Raw genomic sequence first — 21,855 nt, forward strand, 5'->3', positions numbered from 1 at the left:
AATATCAGCCTCAGCGACCGAAAGGTTCGGTCGCCTTTATCAGCCAGTTTCGAGCCTTCTCGTCTGCCATCAGGGGCAAGAGTTCCTCGCGTGTGCGCTCATGGTAACTGTCGAGCCATTGCAACTCCTCGCGTGTCAGCAGTTCTTGCACCACCAGATAGCGATCGATCGGCACGAAGGTCAGCGTCTCGAAGCCGAGCATCGGCTGGTCGCCGCCTTCGATCTCTTCGGCCTCCCGGACATAAATGAGGTTCTCGATCCGGATTCCAAAGCTGCCCGGACGGTAATAACCAGGCTCGTTCGACAGGATCATGCCCGGCAGAAGCTCCTGGGTGGACAGGCGCGAGATACGCTGCGGGCCTTCATGCACGGACAGATAGGAGCCGACACCATGACCTGTTCCATGGGCAAAATCGGCACCGGCCTTCCAAAGCGCGATCCGCGCCAAAGGGTCCAGATCGCAGCCACGGGTACTCTTTGGAAAGCGCGCCGTGCTGATCGCAATCATTCCCTTGAGCGCCAGCGTAAAGAAGCGCTTCTGCTCCTCCGGAACAGCCCCGATGGCGATGGTGCGTGTGATATCGGTCGTGCCATTCACATACTGGGCGCCTGAATCGATGAGGAACATCTCGCCCGCGTGGATCGGCCTGTCACTCTCGATGGTCACACGGTAATGCATGATTGCGGCATGCTCCCCGGCCCCGGAGATCGTGTCGAAGGAGATGTCCTTGAGCGGGTTCTGCATCCTTTCGCCAACCCGCATGCGCGCCGCCTCAAGCTCCTGGGCAGCGCCGATCTCGGTCACGGTGCCAGCGGGTTGCTGATCAAGCCAGGTCAGGAACTCGACAACGGCCACGCCATCCTGCAGATGAGCGGCGGCGGAACCGTTGAGCTCCACCATGTTCTTGACCGCCCGCCCGAGCTTGGCTGGGTCGTTGCCTTCCACCACGACACCACCCCTGGCGCGCACCAGATCCGCAAGCGCCTGCGGCGCAAGATCCGGGTCCAGCAGGATGCGCTGGCCACCCGCGCATAACTGCTCGAGACGCTGCGACAGCTCAACAGGAGCCACCTGTTCACAGAGATCACGCAGATAGCTCTCGACCTCCAGATTGGTCTTGCGGCTGTCGAGAAACAGGCTGCACCGACCATTGGCCGCAATGATCGCGCGCGCCAGCGGATGCGGCGTATGCGGCACATCCGCGCCCCGCAGATTGAAGATCCAGGCGACCGACGATGGATCTGTGATCAGCACTGCCGCCAGCCCCCGGTCCTTCAGTTCGTTGACAATGCCTTCAATTTTCTCCTCGGCCGGAACGCCGGAGTAGCTGATTGGCTGGATGACCACAGCGCCGAGCGGTTCAGCCGGGCGATCGGTCCAGATCATGTCGACAGGGTTTTGTGGAAGCTTGACGAGGCTACCGCCAACTTCAGCGAGAGCCTGCTCCAGCTTGCGCACCTCCGCGCCTGTATGAACCCAGGGATCGATCCCCAGCCGAAAGCCCTTCAGGTTTGAAGTTGCAATGAAGCAATGCGGCGGATGACCGACCAGATCTCCGGCTGTAAAAACTTGGCGATCAATCTGTTCTGCGACCTGCGTCACATAGCGGCCATCCACGAAAACGATGGCAGCGGTACGCGTCACCAGCAACTGGCCGGCAGAGCCCGTAAACCCCGACATCCACGCAAGGCGTTCGGCGCATTCGGGAACATATTCGCCGAGATACTCATCAGACCGCGGTATGAGTACGCCATCCACGCCCAGAGCATCGAAATGGGAGCGAAGGGCGTCGACCCTTGCGCGCCCATGTTGCGGAGTGGATTTGACCTCGAAGCTCTGGAACATGATGGACCTATCTCATGGAATCTCACCGACGCTTATAGCAAGCCCCGCGCCTGTCGCACCATGTGATTGTCAGACACAACCCCTGCTGCAGTGCACAACATTTGACCGCAATGCCACCCGAATTGGCACAAAAGTCAGCACAACATAGTCAAATCCATATTGCTATGCAACAATTGCAGGTCTGACTTGTCTTGCTCCACCTAACTGAATGCCTCTCATTCACCTATATTCAGGTCAATCGGAACGCGGCGGTCGCGTTCACTTGAAAAGGATTACAGCAATGGCAAAGTCTTTCCTGCGCGCGGCATTTGATAACATCGTCGACGCTCGTCAGCGCCGTGCCGATCTTTACGCCACCGGCGCTCTTCTGTCGCTTGATGACAAGTCTCTGGCAGCCCTCGGCCTCACCCGTGACGAGTTGCGTCGTCGCCCTTCGATGACATCGATCATCTGAAGCAAGACAAGAAAGTGCACTGCTTGAGCTGACCTCCCACGGCTCGCAGTTCAGGCAGGACGTCACGTCCTGCGCAAAGCGACCCAACCCGGGTCGCTTTTTTCATGTCATGTCATGACATTCTAGTTTGAACGCACTACTGGCGCATCAAATGGATGGTGACCCAACCATTTCGCCAGATCGTGCGAATATGGGCAAGACCGGCACCGTTATAGGCGGAAAGCACCTTCCAGCGCTGCTCGGCCAGAATGCCAGACAGGATCACCGAGCCGCCCGGCGCCAGATGAGCGACCAGCTGCGGCGCCATCTTCATCAGCGGACGCGCAAGAATATTTGCGATAATAAGGTCAAAAGGACCATGGTCGGCAAAAGCGGTGGAGTGAAAGCCGGGGGCAGTGCGGAAATCAATACCGCTGACAACTTCGTTTCGCCGGGCGTTCTCTTTTGCAACACGAACGGCGATCGGATCGATATCGGTCGCAAGAACCGGAACCTTGACCAGCTTGCGCACGGCAATGGCCAGAACGCCGCTGCCAGTGCCGAGATCAAGCGCGTTTCTGACATTGCGTGCACTGACGACCTTGTCGATGACTTCAAGACATCCTGCAGTCGTTCCATGGTGACCTGTTCCGAAGGCCTGCCCGGCATCGATTTCGATGGCAAGATCGTTCGGTTGAACCTTGTCCCGGTCATGCGAACCGTGAACAAGAAACCTCCCTGCCCTTACCGGCTTCAAGCCTTCAAGCGACATCGCGATCCAGTCGACGTCAGGAATGACTTCACGCTGGATGACATCGTCCGGATACTCGGCTTGAAGAACGCGCAGGAACCTCGGCTGCACCTCTTCTTCCTGATCACCCATCAGATAGATGGAGACCTCCCATACATCCGCCTTTTCATCGATCTCCGTGGTGGCGATTGCATAATCTTCCTCGCCAAACTCCAGGCTCATCAGGTCCAGGATGCGGTTCGCATTGGCTTCGGTCGTCGTGACAAAGAGGCGGATTTCACTCAAGGCGGCGTGTCCTGTCGATCGGGATCATCAAGCGGCTGCGGTACAACGCAATCCGCATCAAGGCAACCTTTCAGCGCTGCACCGACAGAGCCCATCAATGAAAACGTCATCCTTTGGCGAGGTTCTCCAGCTTTTGAATAGCGACATCGGGATTCTCGCCATAGGCAATCGTGCCCTTGAAGCGCCCTTCCGCATCGAGGAGGAAGATGGATGCCGTGTGATCCATCGTGTAGTCGCCGGTTGGGTCCGCCTCATCAAGGGGCACTTTCTTGGCATAGACGCGGAAACCCTTCACGACTTCAGCCATCTCTACCGGATCGCCTGCAATGCCGACAACGCGATCGGTGACATTGGAGATATAGCGGCCCAGGATTTCCGGCGTGTCCCGCTCAGGATCGACGGTCACGAAGAAGGCCTGCAGGCGATTACCTTCCGGATCAACGGTCTTCATCCAGCCATCGAGTTCGTAAAGCGTGGTCGGGCAGACTTCGGGGCAATGGGTGAAGCCAAAAAACAAGGCGGTCGGCTTGCCGCGCAGCGCCTGTTCCGTGATGGGTTGCCCATTCTGATCGACAAGCTGAAACGGCACGCCAAAAGGTGCTTCGCTCGCCTGCTGCCCCTGTTGGGTGACCGTCAGCGTTAACCAGCCAAGAACGCCTGCCATGACGACGACGGCGCTCCACAAGGCTATTCTGACACTGCGCATCACATTCCTCATTCAATACGGTCTAGTTGTACGTTGAGGCGATACCGCCGCGCGCAATCAAAGGCAATTCAACAGAACGGTATTTGACTTTGGCGCGAAGAAATGTCGCGCATCAACAACCTGTCGCACGCCAGCGCGAGAATTCCTGGTGCGTCAAAAACAATAGGAGAGACCGGTTTCCATCAGGGTCAGCAGGATCGATGGACCGTGCATCACCCATCCTTGAAAGGCAAACATCAGCCCGAAAGCCGCCAGCATCGCTAAGGCAGCATAAAACGCGGTACGGATCGATGTCGAATGAATGTCCATGCCTCACATTATAATCAAAACATCTTGTGGCGAAATCAATTTGTTTGCAACCGGCGGCGAAACTTGATGAAAATCAAGGTGCAGCTTTTGAAATCTGGTCAAACTGTCGCAGAAGCAGACCTTGGGAGGGGCATGTGGAAGAACAGGTTGCAGCGGCGGCGCCGCAAATGAAATTGAAGATCAACAAGTTGACGGTTGACGACGTCAAGGCGGCATTTTCGGCGGGCTTCGATGACTTCCGCAGGGTTCCGATGTTCGGTTTGTTCTTCGGCGCAATCTATGCTGTCGGCGGGATCTTTATCACAATCGCCCTCACCTATCTTCACCAACCGTGGATGATCATTCCCGTTGCAATCGGGTTCCCGCTTGTCGGCCCCTTCATTGCTGTTGGCCTTTATGAGGTGAGCCGACGTCGCGAGAAGGGAGAGGACATTACCTGGTCCGGAATTCTGCGAGAAGTTTTCCGCCAGCGAGAACGCCAGCTATCCTGGATGGCATTTGTCGTGCTCTTCATATTCTGGATCTGGATTTATCAGGTCCGCCTTTTAATGGCGCTGTTTCTTGGCTACCGCATCCCGGCTTCGCTGGAAGCCTTCGCTACCTTCGCCCTGACGACACCCGAGGGGCTTGTCTTCCTTGCCGTCGGCACCGTTGTCGGTGCGGTCATCGCGACAATACTTTTCAGCATTACCGTCATATCGATGCCGCTTCTCCTCGATCACGACCTTGACTTCATTACGGCCATGCTCACCAGCATTCGTGCCGTTGCGGAAAATGTCGCGCCGATGCTTGTTTTCGGCCTGGCAGTGGCTGTTGCCGCCCTTTTGGCACTTGTGCCGGCATTCCTGGGGCTCCTTTTCGTTCTACCGATTGCCGGTCACGCGACCTGGCACCTCTATCGAAAGGCAATATCGACAATCTGAGATCGTTCATATTGGTAAAGGCTACACGCAAAAACGGCAGAACATTAGCTGTTGTTTAACTAATATTCGCGATTCTTCTGAAGCACGATGGCAACGACGCCATAGGACATGACGTCCTCCGATCTACGCTCGGTTCTGCATGTGGGGTGAACCATCACACAGCAAGCGGGATCAAGCGGCGGGGGAAGCATGCTGAATTACATCACTGGCAAAAACCTGAGTGTGCGCCAGCGGCTGATGACGCTCGGCGCTGCAGCCGTTCTGGGTATTGGTTCCATGCTGGGCGTGGGCTGGTACGAGAACCTGAGAGTCGACACTGCATTAAACCACGCCGTCGAGTTGCGCGAATCTGTTGAGACAATCAACGAGATGCGCTTGGCGAACGCCAATCTCACGCTTGCTGCCATGGATACGATCATTGATCGCGGCGAAGGCAGGATTCAGGACGAGCGGCTCGCCGTCATGGAAGCTTCACTGCGGGTTCTTCGAGATGGCAGCCCCGTCCTGAAGGCGGTTGCCGCAGAGGCGGGTCTATCTGCAGAAGTTGCCACCTACGACGCAGACCTCGAAGCCGTCGGAAAAGTCATCCTGGTTGAACTGAAACAGCTCGTCGAAAGCGGTGCCGAAGAAAGCGCCTATGCGGCCATTGATGATACCATAGACGGCGCCGGAGAACGCCTCGCTGAGGCATTGAACAATATTTCTGCCCTCGGCGGCAATCTGGTGGACGCCAGCATCGAGGAAGCGACGGCGGGAACCCGGTACTCGCTTGTCAGCCAGCTCGTTCTGGGGACCCTCGCCTTTCTGACCGTGATCGGCCTGCAACTCCTGCACGGCAACGCCATTGCGAATGGTATCCGAAGCGTGCGCAACGCGATGCAGCGCATTGTCGACGGAGACTATCAAACCCTGATTGCGGAAACCGACCGCGCTGACGAAATCGGCGGCATGGCCCGCGCTGCGGACATCTTTCGCAAGGCAGCGATTGAGAAGCAGGAACTGGAAAGCTCCTCACGAGAGGCTCGTCGACAAAGCGAAGCCGAACGTGAAAGCCGAGCCGCCGCCATGGAGGCCGATAATCGCGCGATCAAGACAGCGGTTGATTCCCTTGCCGAAGGCTTGAACCTCTTGTCCGACGGCAATCTTGGCGTTGAAATTTCAACGCCCTTCCCCGCCGATCTCGAACGGCTTCGCAATGACTTCAATCAGGTTTCGAAACGCCTCGAACATGTGATGAGCGAGATTGCCCATAGCAGCAGTTCCATTCGAGCCAACGGTCTGCAGATGCGCTCAGCGGCCGATGATCTCGCCCGGCGCACAGAACAGCAGGCAGCGTCTCTTGAGGAAACCTCGGCAGCTCTCGATGAAATCACGGCAACGGTGAAGGTCGCAACCGAGCGCGCTGAAGAAGCAAGCCACATGGTTGACACTGCCAAGGACTATGCCGAGCAATCAGGCACGGTCGTCAACGATGCCATGGCAGCGATGGAACGCATCGAGGATGCGACAGGTGAAATCGGCAAGATCATCAATGTGATCGATGAAATCGCCTTCCAGACGAACCTCCTCGCCCTCAATGCGGGCGTCGAAGCCGCACGCGCCGGCGAAGCAGGCAAAGGCTTCGCTGTTGTGGCGCAGGAAGTGCGTGCCCTGGCAGGGCGGGCAGGCGAAGCCGCGCGTGACATCAAGACCCTCGTAGGTCGTTCAACCGATGAAGTTCGCACTGGAGTTGAACTGGTGACAGCCACCGGCGAGGCTTTGCATCGAATTGGCGAAGATGTTCTCAGAATTAATGAGCACGTTAAGGCAATCGTTACCAGCGCTCGTGAACAATCAGTCGGACTGAGCGAAATCAATTCTGCTGTCGGCCAGATGGATCAGGTCACACAGCAGAACGCGGCGATGGTGGAAGAAACCAATGCCGCAAGCCACACGCTGGCAGGCGACGCGGAGAACCTTTCGCGCCTCGTCGGTCAGTTCAAGTTGAAAGGTGCCGGATCCGGCACCGCGCATGAACCGAAGCCCGTCAACAAGGCAACGGAACCAAGGCCGTCTCCCGCGAAGGCCCTGATCGACAAGGTCGCGGGAACGTTCAACCGAATCGCTCCAGCCAGGGCTCCGGCCACGGCTGCAGCAACAGAACACTGGGAAGAGTTCTAACATGAGCAATGCAATAAAGCAGTCGGGCGCCTATCTCGAAATCGTCTCCTTCCATTTGGGCGATCAGGAATTCTGTATCGACATTATGGCAATCCGCGAAATCCGTGGCTGGGCACCTGTGACCCCGATGCCGCACACACCGCCATATGTGCTGGGCTTGATCAACCTGCGCGGCGCGGTGATCCCCGTGATCGACATGGCCTGCCGTCTTGGCATGAAGATGACCGAACCGTCCGAGCGCGCCGCCATTATCGTGACGGACATCGCCGGCAAGCTGGTCGGTCTGCTTGTTGAACAAGTTTCCGACATGATGACGATCCGTTCAGAAGACCTGCAGCCGGCTCCGGAAATCATTCCGGAAGCACAGCGCGCCTTCTGCCGCGGCATCGTTGCGCTGGAGAAGTCGATGGTCTGCTTCCTCAACCTCGACACCGTAATTGCCGACGAACTGGCCCAAGCGGCCTGATACGAAGGCCTGACCTCTCTTCCCAGGGAAGGCGCGTCGCAGCCATGCGGCGTCCCTTCCCTTCAGGTGTTTGGGCTGCGACCACGCTGAGATCAGCCGCTTTCCCCGGCGGCAAAAGGTCGGCAAAAACCAGACCTGGTAAACGAGCCGTAAAAGAAATTCGGAACCACCAGTCCAGTGCGGCGTTCTCCCCGCAACTTCCAAACAAGCGGAAGTATATGCAAGAAAACAAGGAGAACACCTATGAATTCTGCAATCAAACTCGCCCTTGCCGCTGCCATGTCCGTTACCGCCCTGTCGGGCGTCGCCGTGGCACAGACGACGAATTCGACAAATACCACGACCAGCACCCCACTGCGCGGCGGTGATGCCACCGAAGGCTTCACCATCATCTATTTCGATAGCCTGGACAACGATACGAACCGCGAGCAGCATACGCGCCTGGAACAGATGATGGCCGATGACGCTGCCATGGCGGAAGCCCAGGCAAAGATCGCCGCTGACCCGGCTATCGTTGCAGAGTTGCAGGAACGCAGCATCGAGCTTCAGAACGTGATCGACGTCCAGACCGCGGCTGATGGCTCCATGGTTGTCTATGTCCGCTAAGGACACACACTGAATGGACGAAAAAAATGCCCTGGTACCGCGAGGTACCAGGGCACAATCGTTTCAGGTCCTGCTTGAAGCAAGGCCTGAACCGGGCCAACCAGCCGCGTCCGCTATTGGGGTTCGCTTTCGCGGAGGTTGAACCGAGTTCCGAATGCCAGTTTGATGGCGAGCGCGGAAGTGATAGCGCTCACACATAAGGCCCAGGCACGCTGTTCCACCCAGGATTGGCTGACTATTCAGGCTTGCCCGAAAGCCAGACCACGGGCTCACCGAAGAGCGGCACGGTCGAAATGGCCATTTTCGCCGAACCATCAACGACCTGCCGCGAATGGATCAGGTAAATCAACGTGTCATTGGTCTTGTCATAGATGCGATTGACCAGAAGCGACTTCCAGATGATCGATCGCCCCTCGCGAAACACCTCTTCACCCTCTGTCGAGAGATCGATATCGCCGATCTCGATCGGGCCAGTCTGGCGGCAGGCAATCGAACTGTTGGAGGGATCCTCAAACCAGTTGCCTTTTGACAGACGGTCGATGAGGGACCGGTCGAAATAGCTGACGTGGCAGGTCACGCCCTTGACCTTCGGATCTGACACCGCCTCGACAATGATATCATTGCCGACCCAGTCGACTCCAACTTCGCCAACAACTTCGGCTGACGCCGAAACTGGCGAAGCGACAATAACCGCGGCACCCAGAAGATTACGCAGTGAAGGAAGAAATCTCATGACATGAACTCCGCTTTCATCCGCTCTGACTTAAGCATGAATTGTGGGCTTACAAGGCGCGGGCAGCCACCTTCCGGGCCGAACAGGCCTGATAGCCCGTCGGATGAAGGCGCCCCGGTGTCAGATCGATGAAGCGTGCCAGATCCAGCACATGAGCCACCCCTTTGTCGCGCGCCATGGCAATCGATGCCGCAGCACAGACAGCCGCATCCTCTGCCGCATTGTGATGAACAAAGCGCAGACCGAGATGTCCCGCAAGAATGTTGAGCTTGTGGGATGGCAGATGTGGCCAGACCTTCTGGGCCATTTTGACGGAGCATAGATAGCTGAAACTCGGATAGGACAATCCATAGCCGTCCAGTGACGCCCGCCACACAGAAAAGTCGAAGGCCGCATTATGGGCGATCATGGTCGCACCGGCGAAGTCATCGGCAAATTCATCCATTACTTCCGGAAATTCGGCAGCATCTTCAACATGCTCGGGGCGGATACCGTGGATCGCGATGTTGAAGGAGGAGAAGCGCATGCTCTTTGGGCGGATCAACCGCTCTTCGATCCGCACGACTTGCCCACCGTCGATCCAGGCAAGCCCGACGGAACAGGCGCTGCCGCGCTCTTCGTTGGCGGTCTCAAAATCGATGGCAATCGTCTTGCCGGTGGCTTCCAATGCAGATGACATGACCCTGACTTAAACTGTTGACCGGTTTCGGACAACATCAGGGTCGGTGATTGCGGACCGCAGCACACAGTGCCCCGCTGTGACTGACGGGCCCATGCCTCCATCAGGTGAAGCACCGGTACTCAGCCGTCTTCACCATAGTCGCCCCTTTTGCACCCAGCCCCCTATACTTTCAGGGCGTGTGCGAGTAGGAACAGGTCAACATACCCGCAATCGGCGGGCGCGGTGCTTTGGCCCGCTTTGGTGACCCATTTCGAAAGACGAACCGATGACTGATTTTGACGGCATCGTCCCGGCGATTGCCGAGGCCTTGCGCAAACGTGGCTATGACACGTTGACCCCTGTTCAACAGGCCATGATCGACCCCGAACTTGAAGGCCGCGATGCGCTGGTTTCGGCCCAGACAGGATCAGGCAAGACAGTCGCTTTCGGACTGGCACTGGCACCGACATTGCTTGGCGAGGAGCAGCGGTTTGGTCGCGCTGAACGTCCTCTGGCTCTGGCAATTGCACCGACGCGCGAACTGGCCATACAGGTCAAGCGTGAGCTGGAATGGCTTTACGAGATGACGGGCGCCGTTATCGCCTCATGCGTCGGCGGCATGGATGTTCGAAACGAACGTCGCGCGCTTGAGCGTGGTGCCCATATCGTCGTCGGCACCCCCGGTCGACTTCGCGACCATATCACACGTGGTGCGCTCGATCTTTCGCAACTGCGTGCGGTGGTTCTGGACGAAGCCGATGAAATGCTCGATCTCGGCTTCCGTGAGGATCTGGAATTCATCCTGGAAGCATCACCCGATGATCGTCGCACATTGATGTTCTCGGCAACGGTGCCGCGTTCGATTGCGGATCTCGCCAAGAATTTCCAGCGCAATGCGAAACGCATCGAAACGGTGTCGGAAAAGAAGCAGCATGTCGACATCGATTATCGCGCGCTGGTGGTGGCCAATCCGGACCGGGAAAACGCCATCATCAATGTGTTGCGTTTTTATGAGGCACGCAACGCTATCGTGTTCTGTTCAACGCGTGCCGCCGTCAATCACCTGACCGCGCGTCTGCACAATCGCGGCTTCTCGGTCGTGGCGCTTTCCGGGGAGCTGTCACAGAATGAGCGCACCCACGCGCTGCAGGCCATGCGTGACGGTCGCGCCCGCGTCTGTATTGCGACCGACGTTGCCGCCCGTGGCATCGATCTGCCGGGCCTGGAACTTGTCATCCACGCCGACCTGCCGACGAATTCCGAAACACTGCTGCACCGTTCTGGCCGCACAGGACGCGCTGGCAACAAAGGCGTTTCTGCGTTGATCGTTCCAGTCAACGCCCGCCGCAAGGCCGAGCGCTTGCTGGGCGGCGCCAATGTCCAGCCAACCTGGGCGCTACCGCCCTCCGCCGATGAGGTCATCGCCAGAGATGATGAACGTCTGCTGGCCGATCCCGTTCTCTCGGAAGCGATCAACGTGGATGAAGCCCCCTTCATCACAACCCTGCTTCAGACCTATAGTGCCGAACAGGTCGCCGCAGCCTTTGTCCGCCTTCAGCGCGGCAACCGTTCGGCGCCCGAGGATCTCATCCCGGTCAATATGCAGGCCGAACGCAAGCGCAAGGAACCCGACTACGCAAACCCATCCAGCGCCGCGACCAGGCCCCGCAGCGAATTTGGGTCGGCTGTGTGGTTCTCCCTATCAGTCGGACGCCGCCAGAATGCCGAACCGCGCTGGCTGATCCCGATGCTCTGCCGCAACGGCAACATCACCAAGAACGAAATCGGCGCCATCAAGATGCAGCCCGAGGAAACCTTCATCGAGATCGCCCAGAGCAATGTCGATGCTTTCCTGGGGGCCCTTGGTCCAAACAAGCAGTTGGAGCGCGGGATCACCGTGAAACAGTTGCCTGGAGCACCTGACTTCTCTGCACCGCCCAAGGACCGCCCTGCCCGTCCGCCACGCGAAGAGACCGAACGCAAGTCTTTCGGCGATAAGAAGGCCCATGGCGACAAGAAGCCTTACGCTGGCAAATCCGGAACCAGTGAGCGGCGAACCTACAAGGACGACATGGCCCGCGCCGATGCCGAGGTCTGGGGAGATGCGCCTGCGAAGGGCAAGCGCGACGATTCGACTGGGGCGAAATCCTCTGGCCCGAAGAAACCGAAAGGCGCCTCGAATGCCTGGGACAAATCCGGAAAGGCGGACTGGTCCGGCAAGCCGAGAGGCAAGTCGAACGACCGCAAGCCGGCAGGAGCCTCAGGAAAAAAATTCAAGCCGAAGTCTGGCGCCTGAAGGAACAAATGACGCTCGCCGACATTGCCAAGGCAATGAAAGGCGGGCGGGGAAATGGAAGATTGGGGCCTCAGGCCGACTGAAAAGATCGACAGGACCGATTTTCTGAAAGGCTTGGCGCGTGCCATGGCTGGCGCCTTGATCTTCGCCCTGCCGATGCTGATGACAATGGAGATGTGGCAGATTGGCGCCTCAATCAGCCGCTTCAAGCTGCTCAATCTTCTCCTGGTCAGCCTGCCCCTGCTCGCGCTCCTGTCCCACCGCATGGGTTTTGAAGAGACCCATGACTGGGGTCAGTCCCTGCGTGATACTATAATCGCCATGGCCCTCGCGATCCTGACATCTGCCTTGCTGCTCGCGGCACTTGGCGTATTGAAAACGGACATGTCCGTGGATGAATGGGCCGGCAAGATAGCAATACAGGCGGTACCCGCCAGCATTGGTGCCTTGCTCGGTCGCAGCCAGTTGGCCAATAGGGACGAGGACGAGGACCAGGAGAAGAAGCGGCGCTACAGCTATGGCGGTGAACTCGGCCTGATGACGGTCGGAGCATTGTTTCTGTCACTCAACGTGGCTCCGACGGAAGAGATGGTGCTCCTGTCCTACAAGATCACCGACTGGCACGCCATCCTGTTGATCCTGCTGTCAGTCGGGATCATGCACGGCTTCGTCTATGCTGTATCCTTCGACGGAGGTCATGAACTCTCACCCGACGCCCCATGGTGGCACGCCCTGATCCGCTTCACGCTGCCGGGTTACACGCTTGCCGCGATTGTCAGCCTCTTCACGCTCTGGATCTTCGACCAGACAGCAGGGACTTCGGCTATGATGATCGCTCTTTCTGTCGTCGTCCTCGCCGTGCCAGCAGCCATCGGCGCTGCTGGAGCGCGCCTCCTTCTTTAGGCTCACAATGACAACCAAGCACAGGGACATGCACCATGAAACGACAAGCGGCCATTGGATCGAATGGGCAACCGGCGTGCTGTCTGTTTTGCTGGTCATGTCCTTGATTAGCTGGATCGGCTGGCGGGCGCTCACCGGCGTGGACGAACCGCCTCTTTTCGAAGTGAAGCCGCACCTGAGTGAAGCAGTGCACCAAGACCATCGCGTAGACTTTACCGTCACCAATCAGGCCCGACAAACGGCGGCCTCGGTCGTGATAAGAGGCATACTGTCTCATGGTGCCGTAAAACTGGAAGAAGTAGATGTGACTTTCGACTATATCCCCGGAGAGTCAGAGGTCCGTGGGGCAATGATCTTCCGAACTGACCCAACAGAAGCATCGATAACCATGGGCGTAGTCAGCTACAGAGAACCTTGAAAGAATTCGAATGACAACTCAAGTTTGAGAAAAGACTTATATACAAGTAAAAGGTTGCATTCCAGGTAGTCTATCGATAGTATACTTTCGGTTGAGTCGATGACAATTCAAGTGGCTGTCACGAGGCCATGGACCCCGCGAACCGCGACCGGCCAACCAAGTTTCTTGGTACGGACCTTATCAGAAAACATCTCGTCTCACGTGGCATCGTGGCGGGTTTCAAAAGGAAAAAGGCCAGAATGTTCAAAGCGTTTATTCAGCGAAGCATAAGCCAGGATTTCGATCTGGCCCAGTTCGTTAACGCCCAGACGATCATTCGCTTTTCTCTCCGGTTGGCGATCCGAATCGCACTGCTGGCTGCCCTGATCGTGATACTGGCACTGTCTGTGATGGATCTGTTTGGAATCCTGCGCTATCCGCTGATGCGCGACCTTCTGATCGGAGTGGCAATCACCCTGCCGCTGGCTTTCACGCTCACCATGCTGACATCGCTCTATGTCGGTTATGGCGTCATGCATCTGGCGACCACACGGCGGGAGTACGAGCATCTCAGTCGAACGGACATGTTGTCCGGCCTGCTCAATCGCCGGGCCTTCATCTCGGAAATCACCGACCACATGGAAGGCCATCTCCTGCTGCTCGATATTGATCGTTTCAAACAGGTCAATGACCATTTTGGCCACCAGACCGGCGACCATGTTATCGCCGCCGTATCCGAAAAACTGAAGCAATCGATCGGCCCTCAGCATCTGATTGCCCGCCTTGGTGGCGAAGAATTTGCGGTCTTTTTTCAGGATGTGGAGGACACTCAAGTCATACGCCTCGCCGAGAGAGCACGCCACGCCATAGCGTCGACCGAAATTCCAGCCGACGGACAAATCATTCGGGTCACCGTCTCCGGTGGCCTTGCGAGACGCCGCAGTGGACTGAGCTTTGCCCAGGCCTACGCCATGGCGGATCGTGCGCTCTACTGCGCGAAGGCGTCCGGTCGCAACCGTCTCGTGAGCGAGCGCGAACTGGACCCGGTCATTGCCGAGGGATTACCCGTACCCATGGCCAGGCATGATCTGGCCGTTGCGACCTGAATTTCGTCCCTCGATCGTGCTCCTATTTGGTGCCGTTGAGATTCCAGTCATAGCTGAGATAGCGCAACCGGTAATCGCCTCTTCGGGCGGCTTCCTGGGCCGTAGCATCCAGTCCCATCGCCTCACCATACAGCGCCAGGAACGCACCGATCGTATTCGTCCCGCGAAACCCCGTCTCAAAGTCCTCGCCATACCATTTGAAGATCGAGGAAATCTCGAGAGCCTGCCCATTCAGCCGATTTCGCGTCCTGTCCGCCAGAAACAGTTTCGTCTGCTCGTCAAGCTGCCGGTCAAGCGCTTGGCCGCTATAGGCCTCGGCACGCAGATCCGGGCAGCCGATACTGGCACAATTGACGGCAAAGTGGATCCGGGGATCATTGTAGCGGCCAGAGCCTCGGATCATCCCGTGTTCGACATCATCGAGCGAATGCATAACGCCAAACAACGGCACGATCTCGCGCTTCCAGGGTGACGCAAAGACCCCGCCCAGGTCCCGGATGGACTTCAGCCCCGGATACCCTGTCAGAATCGATTCGATCGTATGGGCATTATAGACATTGATCAGAAATGCCAGTTGCTCGTCTTTCGACCAACCGTCAAAGGTTGCCCGCGACACTGCCGCCGTCTTTTCGAGATAGCTGGCAAGTCGCGCCCTGTCCCTCTTGAAACCATCATAGTCCACGCGCGTGGCACGACCCTTATCCCACGGCTTCACATGGGCCTTGAGCAACGCATCCAAGGCCGAATGATCGAACGAGGCCGCCTGAGCTCCACCGGCCACCCCCAGGACAATCATGATCGCAACGCACAAACGAGAAATGAAATACAGCAACGGAGACCTCCTGAAAACCCGGACAAATGTCCGTCCTCGCAGATAGCGCACAAACGGACGGATCAAGAGGTTGGTCGCCGGTATCACGCAATTCTTACAAAGGCGGACCGTGGTGTTGATGGTGTTGGAGAAGCCGCAGCTTATCCGCCAATCAGGCTCAGCCACTCATCTTCGGTCATGACAGCGACGCCCAGTTCCCGCGCCTTGTCGAGCTTTGAGCCGGCGCCGGGGCCCGCCACCACATAGTCGGTCTTCTTGGATACGGAGCCTGCAACCTTGGCTCCGAGACTTTCCGCCCGTGCCTTGGCTTCGTCCCGCGTGAAGCGTTCCAATGAGCCAGTAAAAACGACGGTCTTACCAGCAACAACGCTATTGCTGGCGACAGGCATCTCGGCATCGAGCGGAGTGACCTCGTCCAGCAGACGGCCCACCACCTGGAGATTACGAGGCTCCTTGAAGAATTCGACAATGGAGGCCGCCACGACCTCGCCGATGCCTTCAATGTTGTTCAACTCGTTCCAGGCCTCGCCGTATCGAGGGCCGGCCCCTTGCATGGCCGCCGCGAAGGCAGTGTAGGAGCCGTATGACCGTGCCAGAAGCTTCGCCGTCGTTTCTCCGACATGGCGAATGCCGAGCGCAAAGATGAAGCGGTTGAGGGCAATCTCTCGCCTCGCATCGATGGCATCGAACAATTTGCCGACACTCACGCGCCCAAACCCCTCGATATTCTCCAGCTTTGTCAGGGAGCGTTCCTGCCGGGTCTTGAGAGTGAATATATCAGGCGCCGTACGGATCATCAGCGCCGGGTCCTCACTCTCGAAGAAGAAATCAACCTGCTTGGTCCCCAGCCCCTCAATGTCGAAGGCATTGCGCGAGACGAAGTGCTTGATGTGCTCGATCGCCTGGGCACGACAGACGAAGCCCCCTGTGCAGCGGGTTACGGAATCGAGCTTGCCGGTTTTCTCGTTCTTTTCCCGCACAGCATGGCTTCCGCAAACCGGACAGTTCTTCGGAAACACATAGGACACAGCCTCATCTGGGCGTTGGTCCATGACCACATCGACAATTTGTGGAATGACATCACCCGCCCGCTGCACGATGACCATGTCCCCGACACGGATGTCGCGCCCGTCGCGGAGCGGTTCGCCCGAATTGCCGATCCCCTTGATATAGTCCTCGTTGTGGAGCGTTGCATTCGTCACGACGACACCACCGACAGTGATCGGCTCAAGCCGGGCAACGGGCGTCAGCGCCCCCGTTCGTCCCACCTGAATGTCGATGGCAAGGAGCCGTGTCGTCGCCTGCTCGGCCGGGAACTTGTGGGCCGTGGCCCAGCGCGGCGAGCGCGAACGAAAACCAAGCCGCGCCTGAAGATCGAGCCGGTCAACCTTGTAGACCACACCATCGATGTCATAGTCGAGCTCTGCTCTTTGCAGGCCGATGTCGCGGTAATGGGCGAGTATCTCTTCAACCGAGTTCAGACGCCGCGTCAGCGGATTGACCGGGAAGCCCCAGCGATTGAAGGTCTCAACCATGCCCCATTGCGTCTCCGCCGGCATCTCGCTCATCTCGCCCCAGGCATAGGCAAAAAAGCGCAGCTTGCGGCTCGCCGTTACCTTGGGATCAAGCTGGCGAAGCGAGCCGGACGCCGTATTGCGCGGATTGACATAGGTTTGCTTGCCCTCGGCCTCCATCAGCGCATTCAGCGCCAGGAAATCGGATTTCGCCATATAGACTTCACCGCGCACCTCGACCACATCGGGCGCATCAGCAGGCAGTTCGGTCGGGATTTCCGTGATGGTCCGGATATTGGCGGTGACATTCTCGCCGGTCGTCCCGTCACCGCGCGTCGCCGCCGTCACCAGCTTGCGGTTCTCGTAGCGCAGCGACATGGAAAGCCCGTCGATTTTTGGCTCTGCAGTAAAGGCGATCGAGCCGTCAGGAAGTTGCCCAAGAAATCGGTAGACCGAGGACACAAAATCTGTGACGTCTTCGTCCGAAAACGCATTGTCGAGGGACAGCATGGGGCGCGCATGCACGACCTGGGCAAAGATGCCGGCGGGCGCAGCCCCCACTCTCTGGGAGGGACTATCGCTGCGGACAAGTCCCGGAAACCGCTCTTCTATGGCGTCGTTGCGCCGCTTGAGCGCATCGTAATCGGCATCCGTGATCTGCGGCGCGTCCTTGCCGTGATAGAGCGCATCGTGATGGGCAATCTCGGCGGCCAGTCGCTGAAGCTCAAGAACCGCCTGTTCTTCTGTGAGGTCCTCGACGGCAACAAGATCAACAGCCATGACATTCTCCCGGTTCTGACCCACTGGTCTTAGCCGAATTATGCGGAATGAAAAGACGCCCCGGAGACTGGCTGCGGCCTAATCCACCGTCGTGGCCAGGTCGAGCCTGGCAAGCAGCGGAAGATGGTCGGACGCCCGACGCGCCAGCGGACTGTCATGTACGGAAACCTCGGAGATCAGGCCCGGACGATTGGCCATGATCCGGTCAAGCGACAGCACCGGAAGGCGGGCCGGAAAGCTCGGAACCGGTGGCGGAAGTGGTCCGAACATGGGTTCAAGCCGCGTCAGGGCCGAGCCTGGCCCGAGCCGCCACTCGTTGAAGTCGCCCATCAAGAGTGTCGGTCGCGCATCACGCTTTTGCAGGAGGTCAAGGATCACATCGGCCTGCTGCCGACGCGCCCAGCGCATCAGGCCGAGATGCGCCGCAATCACCCGAAGCGACGCACGCCCCTCCAGATCGATTTCCGCAACCAGCGCGCCGCGTGGCTCAAGACCCGGCAGGGCGATCTGATGCACGTCCTTGACGATCCCCTGGCGGAAAAGCAGCACATTGCCCCGCCAGCCATGCGCGCGCGCATGGGCCTTGGTGGCCGGCGTGACAGGGACCGGCACAAGTCCAGTCTCAAGCCGCAACCGACCGAGATCGAGAAGTCCGATCCGCTCGCCAAACCGTTTGTCGGCTTCCTGCAACGCAATCACGTCCGGACCGATCTCCCGGATCACATCAATGACCCGATCCGGATCAAACCGTCCATCCGTGCCGACGCATTTGTGTACATTGTAGGAGGCAACGGTGATGTGATCACTCGCCGACGAGAGACCCGCATCTGCCGGACTGCGGTCACGATTGCGCAAGGATGCGATCATGGTGCGCGCGAGACTGGGCTTACTCTTCGCCATGACCGTCCTTCCTTCTTACATCCTCTACATTCTCCTGGATCATAGATAGGGTGATCCGAGCCAGAGAAAACGTTCAAACAGGCGAAGCGGAAATGGTCTGGCCCGCAAGGTGGGCAGATCGAGTTCTTCGGAATTGTCGATGGACCGCTGGATCCGCCTGTTGATCTGTGCCGTGAAGTCCCTGTCATAGACCTCCAGATCGATTTCGAAATTCAGGCGAAGCGAACGGGAATCCAGATTGGATGAACCGACAAAACTCCATTGGTCGTCAACGGTCAGCAGTTTTGAATGATCAAACGGACCGAAGGCCCGATAGACCCGGCACCCTTCCCGCAGCACGGGTTCGAGCTGGGCCATCATGGCGTGGCCGACCAGCGCCAGATTGTTGCTTGCCGGCAGCACGATTTCGACAGAGACACCCCGGCGCGCGGCAGTGTTCAGTGCGGAGAGGAAGATATTGTCCGGCAGGAAATACGGCGACATGATCCGGATCGAACGCTGCGCCACTGAAAACGCGCCGATGAGCACTTTGTGATTGGCTTCCAGATTGGCGTCCGGCCCGGAGGCAACCGCGCGCGCCAGACAGGGTTCGCCGGGCGGCAGATCATCGAACGCGATCTGCCAGGCTCCCCCGACAAGCGCCTCCCCCGTCTCGAAATGCCAGTCTTCGGCAGCAATCGACAGGATTTCCGCAACCACGGGTCCCGCGACCTTGAAATGCGTGTCCAGCGAAGCATTCGGCCCGGCAAAGTCCGCACGAATGTTCATCCCGCCGACAAAAGCGGTCTGGCCATCCACAACCATGATCTTGCGGTGAGTGCGAAGGTTCGCATAGGGAAGTCTCAAACCGGCAATGACCTTACCGTTGAACGTCTCAACCGGAACATCGGCATCTCGCAGATGGCCGATGATGCTCGGTACGCTGTAGCGGGCGCCAACCGCATCCACCAGCACACGAACAGCCACTCCTCGCCGATGGGCCTCGATCAGACGGTCGGCGAGCCTGAGCCCCACCTCGTCCCGGTCAAAGATATAGGTCTCCAGAATGATGCTGCGCTCAGCCGCGTCGATCGCCGCACCCATCGCTTCGTAAGTCACATCCCCGGTTTCAAGCATCGAGATGCGATTGCTGCAGGACAGCGGATGGCGGGTTACATAATCGCCGAGCCGCTTGAGCGCACCGAACGCCGAACCGAACTGGCTTTCGACAGTGCTGCGGCCAATCGTGTATTGCGAAAGGTCGCGCCAGATTTCGTCCAGCTGATAGGCGCGCCGAGACCTTATGGACGCGCGCCGTATCCGATTGATGCCCACAACCCCGTAGATCATGGCACCGATCAGCGGCGACAGCACGATAACGCCGACCCAGCCAAGAGCCGAGCGCACCTCGCGCTTGGTCATGGCGGCATGAGTCGCTGCAATCGTCCCGAAAATTACCGAGAGTGTCGCAAGAACATGCGGCCAGTAGACGGTGGAAAACTCATACATGGTGCCGGAGCGAAACAGGTTTCTTGCAGGATTGCAACGTCCATATGGGGATCACCCAGCTCGGTTGCCAGCCGCCAGCAACTGCGCGGCCGCTGCCCGCGCCTCATCGGTGATCGAGGCCCCGGCCAGCATGCGGGCGATTTCCTCCCGCCGATGATCCGGCTCCATGATCGCGACCCGGGTGGCGATCTTCTCGCCATTGTCGCCAGTTGGGCCCTTGGAGATCAGAAAATGGGTCGATGCGCGCGCAGCCACCTGGGGCGCATGGGTCACCGACAGCACCTGCACCTTGTCAGACAGGCGTTTCAGCCGCTGACCGATCGCATCGGCAACTGCACCGCCGACACCGGTGTCGATTTCGTCAAAGACCAGCGTTGGCGCCGAACCCTTGTCCGCCAGTGCGACCTTCAAGGCGAGCAGGAAACGGGACAATTCGCCGCCCGACGCCACCTTCATGATCGGCCCAGGGCGCGTGCCCGGATTGGTCTGCACATGAAACTCGACCGTATCGATACCCTCAGCCGTCGCCGCCTCCGAATCAGCGGTCACCTCCACCATGAAGCGCGCCCGCTCGAGCTTCAGCGCAGGCAATTCGGCCATCACCGCATCCGACAGGGCCGAGGCGGCATTCCGGCGCTTTTCCGACAGCGCGCGCGCCAGATGGTGGTAATGCGCCTTCGCCTCGCCCACTGCAGCCTCAAGCTGACCGAGACGCTCCTCCCCGGCATCAAGATCGGCAAGGTCCGCCACCATCTTCTCCGCAAGCGCTGGAAGGTCGGCAACAGGCACCGAATATTTGCGACCGGCGGCCCGCAAGGCGAAAAGGCGCTCCTCGACCCGCTCCAGTTCCCGTGGATCGAATTCCGTCCGCCGCAGCGCCGCTTCGACCTCCATCTGCACACTGGACAATGTGTCGAGTGCGGTTCCAAGCAGTTGTACGGTCTCTTCGAGCAGCCCCGGAGCCTCATGGCTCTTGCGTTCAAGCCGGCGCATCATGGAAGCAATCAACGGCACCGGTGATGCATTGCCGTTCAAGAACTCGGAGGCCTCGGCAATATCGCCCGCAATCCGCTCGGATTTCTGCATCTGCGCCCGGCGATCTGCGAGGTCGTCTTCCTCACCATCCTGCGGCGAAAGCGTCTCAAGCTCCTCGACCGAGGACCGCAGATAATCGGCCTCGCGCGCGGCCGCCTCGACCTTGGCCTTGTGCACCTTGAAAGCGCGCTCGGCCTCCCGCCAGCGCCGATAGCTGTCACCCAGCGACAGCGCCTCGTCCGTCAAGCCTGCAAATGCGTCAAGGAGTGTGCGGTGGGCATCCGTGTCGATGAGCGCACGATCATCATGTTGGCCATGGATCTCGACCATCAACTGGCCCACCTGGCGCATGAGCTGCACACTCACCGGCTGGTCGTTGATATAGGCCCGTGTACGCCCGTCGGCGGATTGCACGCGTCTGAAGATCAGATCACCGTCGTCATCGACGCCATTGCCCCGCAGGAGCGCCCTGGCGGGGTGACTGCCTCCCACGTCGAACACCGCCGTGACCTGTCCCTTGTCCTCACCATGCCGCACCAGCGATCCGTCGCCCCGCCCGCCAAGGGCGAGAGACAGACTATCGAGAAGGATGGATTTACCAGCACCCGTTTCACCCGTGAGCACGGAGAGACCATTTTCGAACGCCAGATCAAGCCGCTCGATCAAAACGATATCGCGGATCGACAGCTGCACCAGCATGGTTCAATCACTCGCTCAACGGATAG

20 protein-coding genes are annotated in these 21,855 nt (G+C 58.6%); 9 read left to right on the forward strand and 11 right to left on the reverse strand.

The genetic code is table 11. The features are described from left to right. Positions 1-10: 10 nt before the first annotated feature. Positions 11-1,846, reverse strand: a complete 1,836-nt coding sequence (locus FE840_RS15415; protein ID WP_138286369.1) for an aminopeptidase P family protein — start codon at positions 1,844-1,846, stop codon at positions 11-13. A 280-nt stretch (positions 1,847-2,126) separates the two neighbouring features. Between FE840_RS15415 and FE840_RS15420 the strand changes: the two genes are divergently transcribed. Beyond that, positions 2,127-2,300, forward strand: coding sequence for a hypothetical protein (locus FE840_RS15420; protein ID WP_171033668.1), 174 nt, complete (start codon positions 2,127-2,129; stop codon positions 2,298-2,300). A gap of 136 nt (positions 2,301-2,436) precedes the next feature. On the opposite strand, the gene FE840_RS15425 is transcribed toward FE840_RS15420, so the two are convergent. From FE840_RS15425 to FE840_RS15435, 3 genes are all read right to left on the reverse strand, one after another. Continuing rightward, entirely contained in the window at positions 2,437-3,315 is an 879-nt protein-coding gene (locus FE840_RS15425; protein WP_138286370.1) for a 50S ribosomal protein L11 methyltransferase, read from the reverse strand. A 106-nt stretch (positions 3,316-3,421) separates the two neighbouring features. Continuing rightward, positions 3,422-4,021: an SCO family protein gene (locus FE840_RS15430; RefSeq protein ID WP_138286371.1), complete on the reverse strand. Its 600-nt coding sequence runs from the start codon at positions 4,019-4,021 to the stop codon at positions 3,422-3,424. Between the two features lie 153 nt (positions 4,022-4,174). Further along, a complete protein-coding gene (locus FE840_RS15435) occupies positions 4,175-4,330 on the reverse strand; it encodes a hypothetical protein (RefSeq protein ID WP_171033669.1) in 156 nt (51 codons plus the stop codon). A 167-nt stretch (positions 4,331-4,497) separates the two neighbouring features. Here FE840_RS15435 and FE840_RS15440 point away from each other — a divergent pair, with 167 nt between their 5' ends. From FE840_RS15440 to FE840_RS15455, 4 genes are all read left to right on the forward strand, one after another. Then, the gene (locus FE840_RS15440) at positions 4,498-5,253 is read left to right on the forward strand and encodes a DUF2189 domain-containing protein (protein WP_138286372.1); all 756 of its coding nucleotides are present in this window, start codon (positions 4,498-4,500) and stop codon (positions 5,251-5,253) included. Positions 5,254-5,442: 189 nt separating this feature from the next. Next, a complete protein-coding gene (locus tag FE840_RS15445; RefSeq protein WP_138286373.1) occupies positions 5,443-7,413 on the forward strand; it encodes a methyl-accepting chemotaxis protein in 1,971 nt (656 codons plus the stop codon). A 1-nt stretch (position 7,414) separates the two neighbouring features. Beyond that, positions 7,415-7,879, forward strand: coding sequence for a chemotaxis protein CheW (locus FE840_RS15450; RefSeq protein ID WP_062278961.1), 465 nt, complete (start codon positions 7,415-7,417; stop codon positions 7,877-7,879). A 243-nt stretch (positions 7,880-8,122) separates the two neighbouring features. After that, complete coding sequence (locus FE840_RS15455) at positions 8,123-8,485, forward strand: hypothetical protein (RefSeq protein ID WP_138286374.1); 363 nt, start codon at positions 8,123-8,125, stop codon at positions 8,483-8,485. Positions 8,486-8,720: 235 nt separating this feature from the next. Here the strand turns inward: FE840_RS15455 and FE840_RS15460 are convergent, their stop codons facing one another. Together FE840_RS15460 and FE840_RS15465 are read right to left on the reverse strand one after the other, a co-directional pair. Next, on the reverse strand, positions 8,721-9,218 hold the full coding sequence (locus FE840_RS15460; protein ID WP_138286375.1) for a CreA family protein: 498 nt from the start codon (positions 9,216-9,218) through the stop codon (positions 8,721-8,723). Between the two features lie 49 nt (positions 9,219-9,267). Further along, complete coding sequence (locus FE840_RS15465; protein WP_138286376.1) at positions 9,268-9,897, reverse strand: 3'-5' exonuclease; 630 nt, start codon at positions 9,895-9,897, stop codon at positions 9,268-9,270. Positions 9,898-10,165: 268 nt separating this feature from the next. On the opposite strand from FE840_RS15465, the gene FE840_RS15470 reads away from it, so the two are divergent. The 4 genes from FE840_RS15470 (at position 10,166) to FE840_RS15485 (ending at position 14,581) form a co-directional block, all read left to right on the forward strand. Further along, positions 10,166-12,175: a DEAD/DEAH box helicase gene (locus tag FE840_RS15470; protein ID WP_138286377.1), complete on the forward strand. Its 2,010-nt coding sequence runs from the start codon at positions 10,166-10,168 to the stop codon at positions 12,173-12,175. A 54-nt stretch (positions 12,176-12,229) separates the two neighbouring features. Further along, complete coding sequence (locus FE840_RS15475; RefSeq protein ID WP_138286378.1) at positions 12,230-13,078, forward strand: TIGR02587 family membrane protein; 849 nt, start codon at positions 12,230-12,232, stop codon at positions 13,076-13,078. Between the two features lie 28 nt (positions 13,079-13,106). Next, complete coding sequence (locus FE840_RS15480; protein WP_138286379.1) at positions 13,107-13,496, forward strand: hypothetical protein; 390 nt, start codon at positions 13,107-13,109, stop codon at positions 13,494-13,496. A gap of 239 nt (positions 13,497-13,735) precedes the next feature. Next, the gene (locus tag FE840_RS15485) at positions 13,736-14,581 is read left to right on the forward strand and encodes a GGDEF domain-containing protein (protein ID WP_171033670.1); all 846 of its coding nucleotides are present in this window, start codon (positions 13,736-13,738) and stop codon (positions 14,579-14,581) included. A gap of 22 nt (positions 14,582-14,603) precedes the next feature. Here the strand turns inward: FE840_RS15485 and FE840_RS15490 are convergent, their stop codons facing one another. The 5 genes from FE840_RS15490 to recN all read right to left on the reverse strand — a co-directional run bounded on the left by FE840_RS15490 (position 14,604) and on the right by recN (position 21,829). Continuing rightward, a complete protein-coding gene (locus FE840_RS15490) occupies positions 14,604-15,413 on the reverse strand; it encodes a DUF547 domain-containing protein (RefSeq protein ID WP_210271772.1) in 810 nt (269 codons plus the stop codon). A 140-nt stretch (positions 15,414-15,553) separates the two neighbouring features. Then, positions 15,554-17,707 carry an NAD-dependent DNA ligase LigA gene (ligA, locus tag FE840_RS15495; protein ID WP_138286381.1) on the reverse strand — a complete coding sequence of 718 codons (2,154 nt, stop codon included), beginning with the start codon at positions 17,705-17,707 and terminating at the stop codon, positions 15,554-15,556. A 78-nt stretch (positions 17,708-17,785) separates the two neighbouring features. Further along, positions 17,786-18,607, reverse strand: coding sequence for an endonuclease/exonuclease/phosphatase family protein (locus FE840_RS15500; protein WP_138286382.1), 822 nt, complete (start codon positions 18,605-18,607; stop codon positions 17,786-17,788). A 39-nt stretch (positions 18,608-18,646) separates the two neighbouring features. Beyond that, on the reverse strand, positions 18,647-20,095 hold the full coding sequence (locus tag FE840_RS15505) for a phospholipase D-like domain-containing protein (protein WP_138286383.1): 1,449 nt from the start codon (positions 20,093-20,095) through the stop codon (positions 18,647-18,649). A gap of 51 nt (positions 20,096-20,146) precedes the next feature. After that, the gene (recN, locus tag FE840_RS15510; RefSeq protein WP_138286384.1) at positions 20,147-21,829 is read right to left on the reverse strand and encodes a DNA repair protein RecN; all 1,683 of its coding nucleotides are present in this window, start codon (positions 21,827-21,829) and stop codon (positions 20,147-20,149) included. Between the last annotated feature and the right edge of the window lie 26 nt (positions 21,830-21,855).

This window comes from Peteryoungia desertarenae, from assembly GCF_005860795.2.
Taxonomy (GTDB): domain Bacteria; phylum Pseudomonadota; class Alphaproteobacteria; order Rhizobiales; family Rhizobiaceae; genus Allorhizobium; species Allorhizobium desertarenae.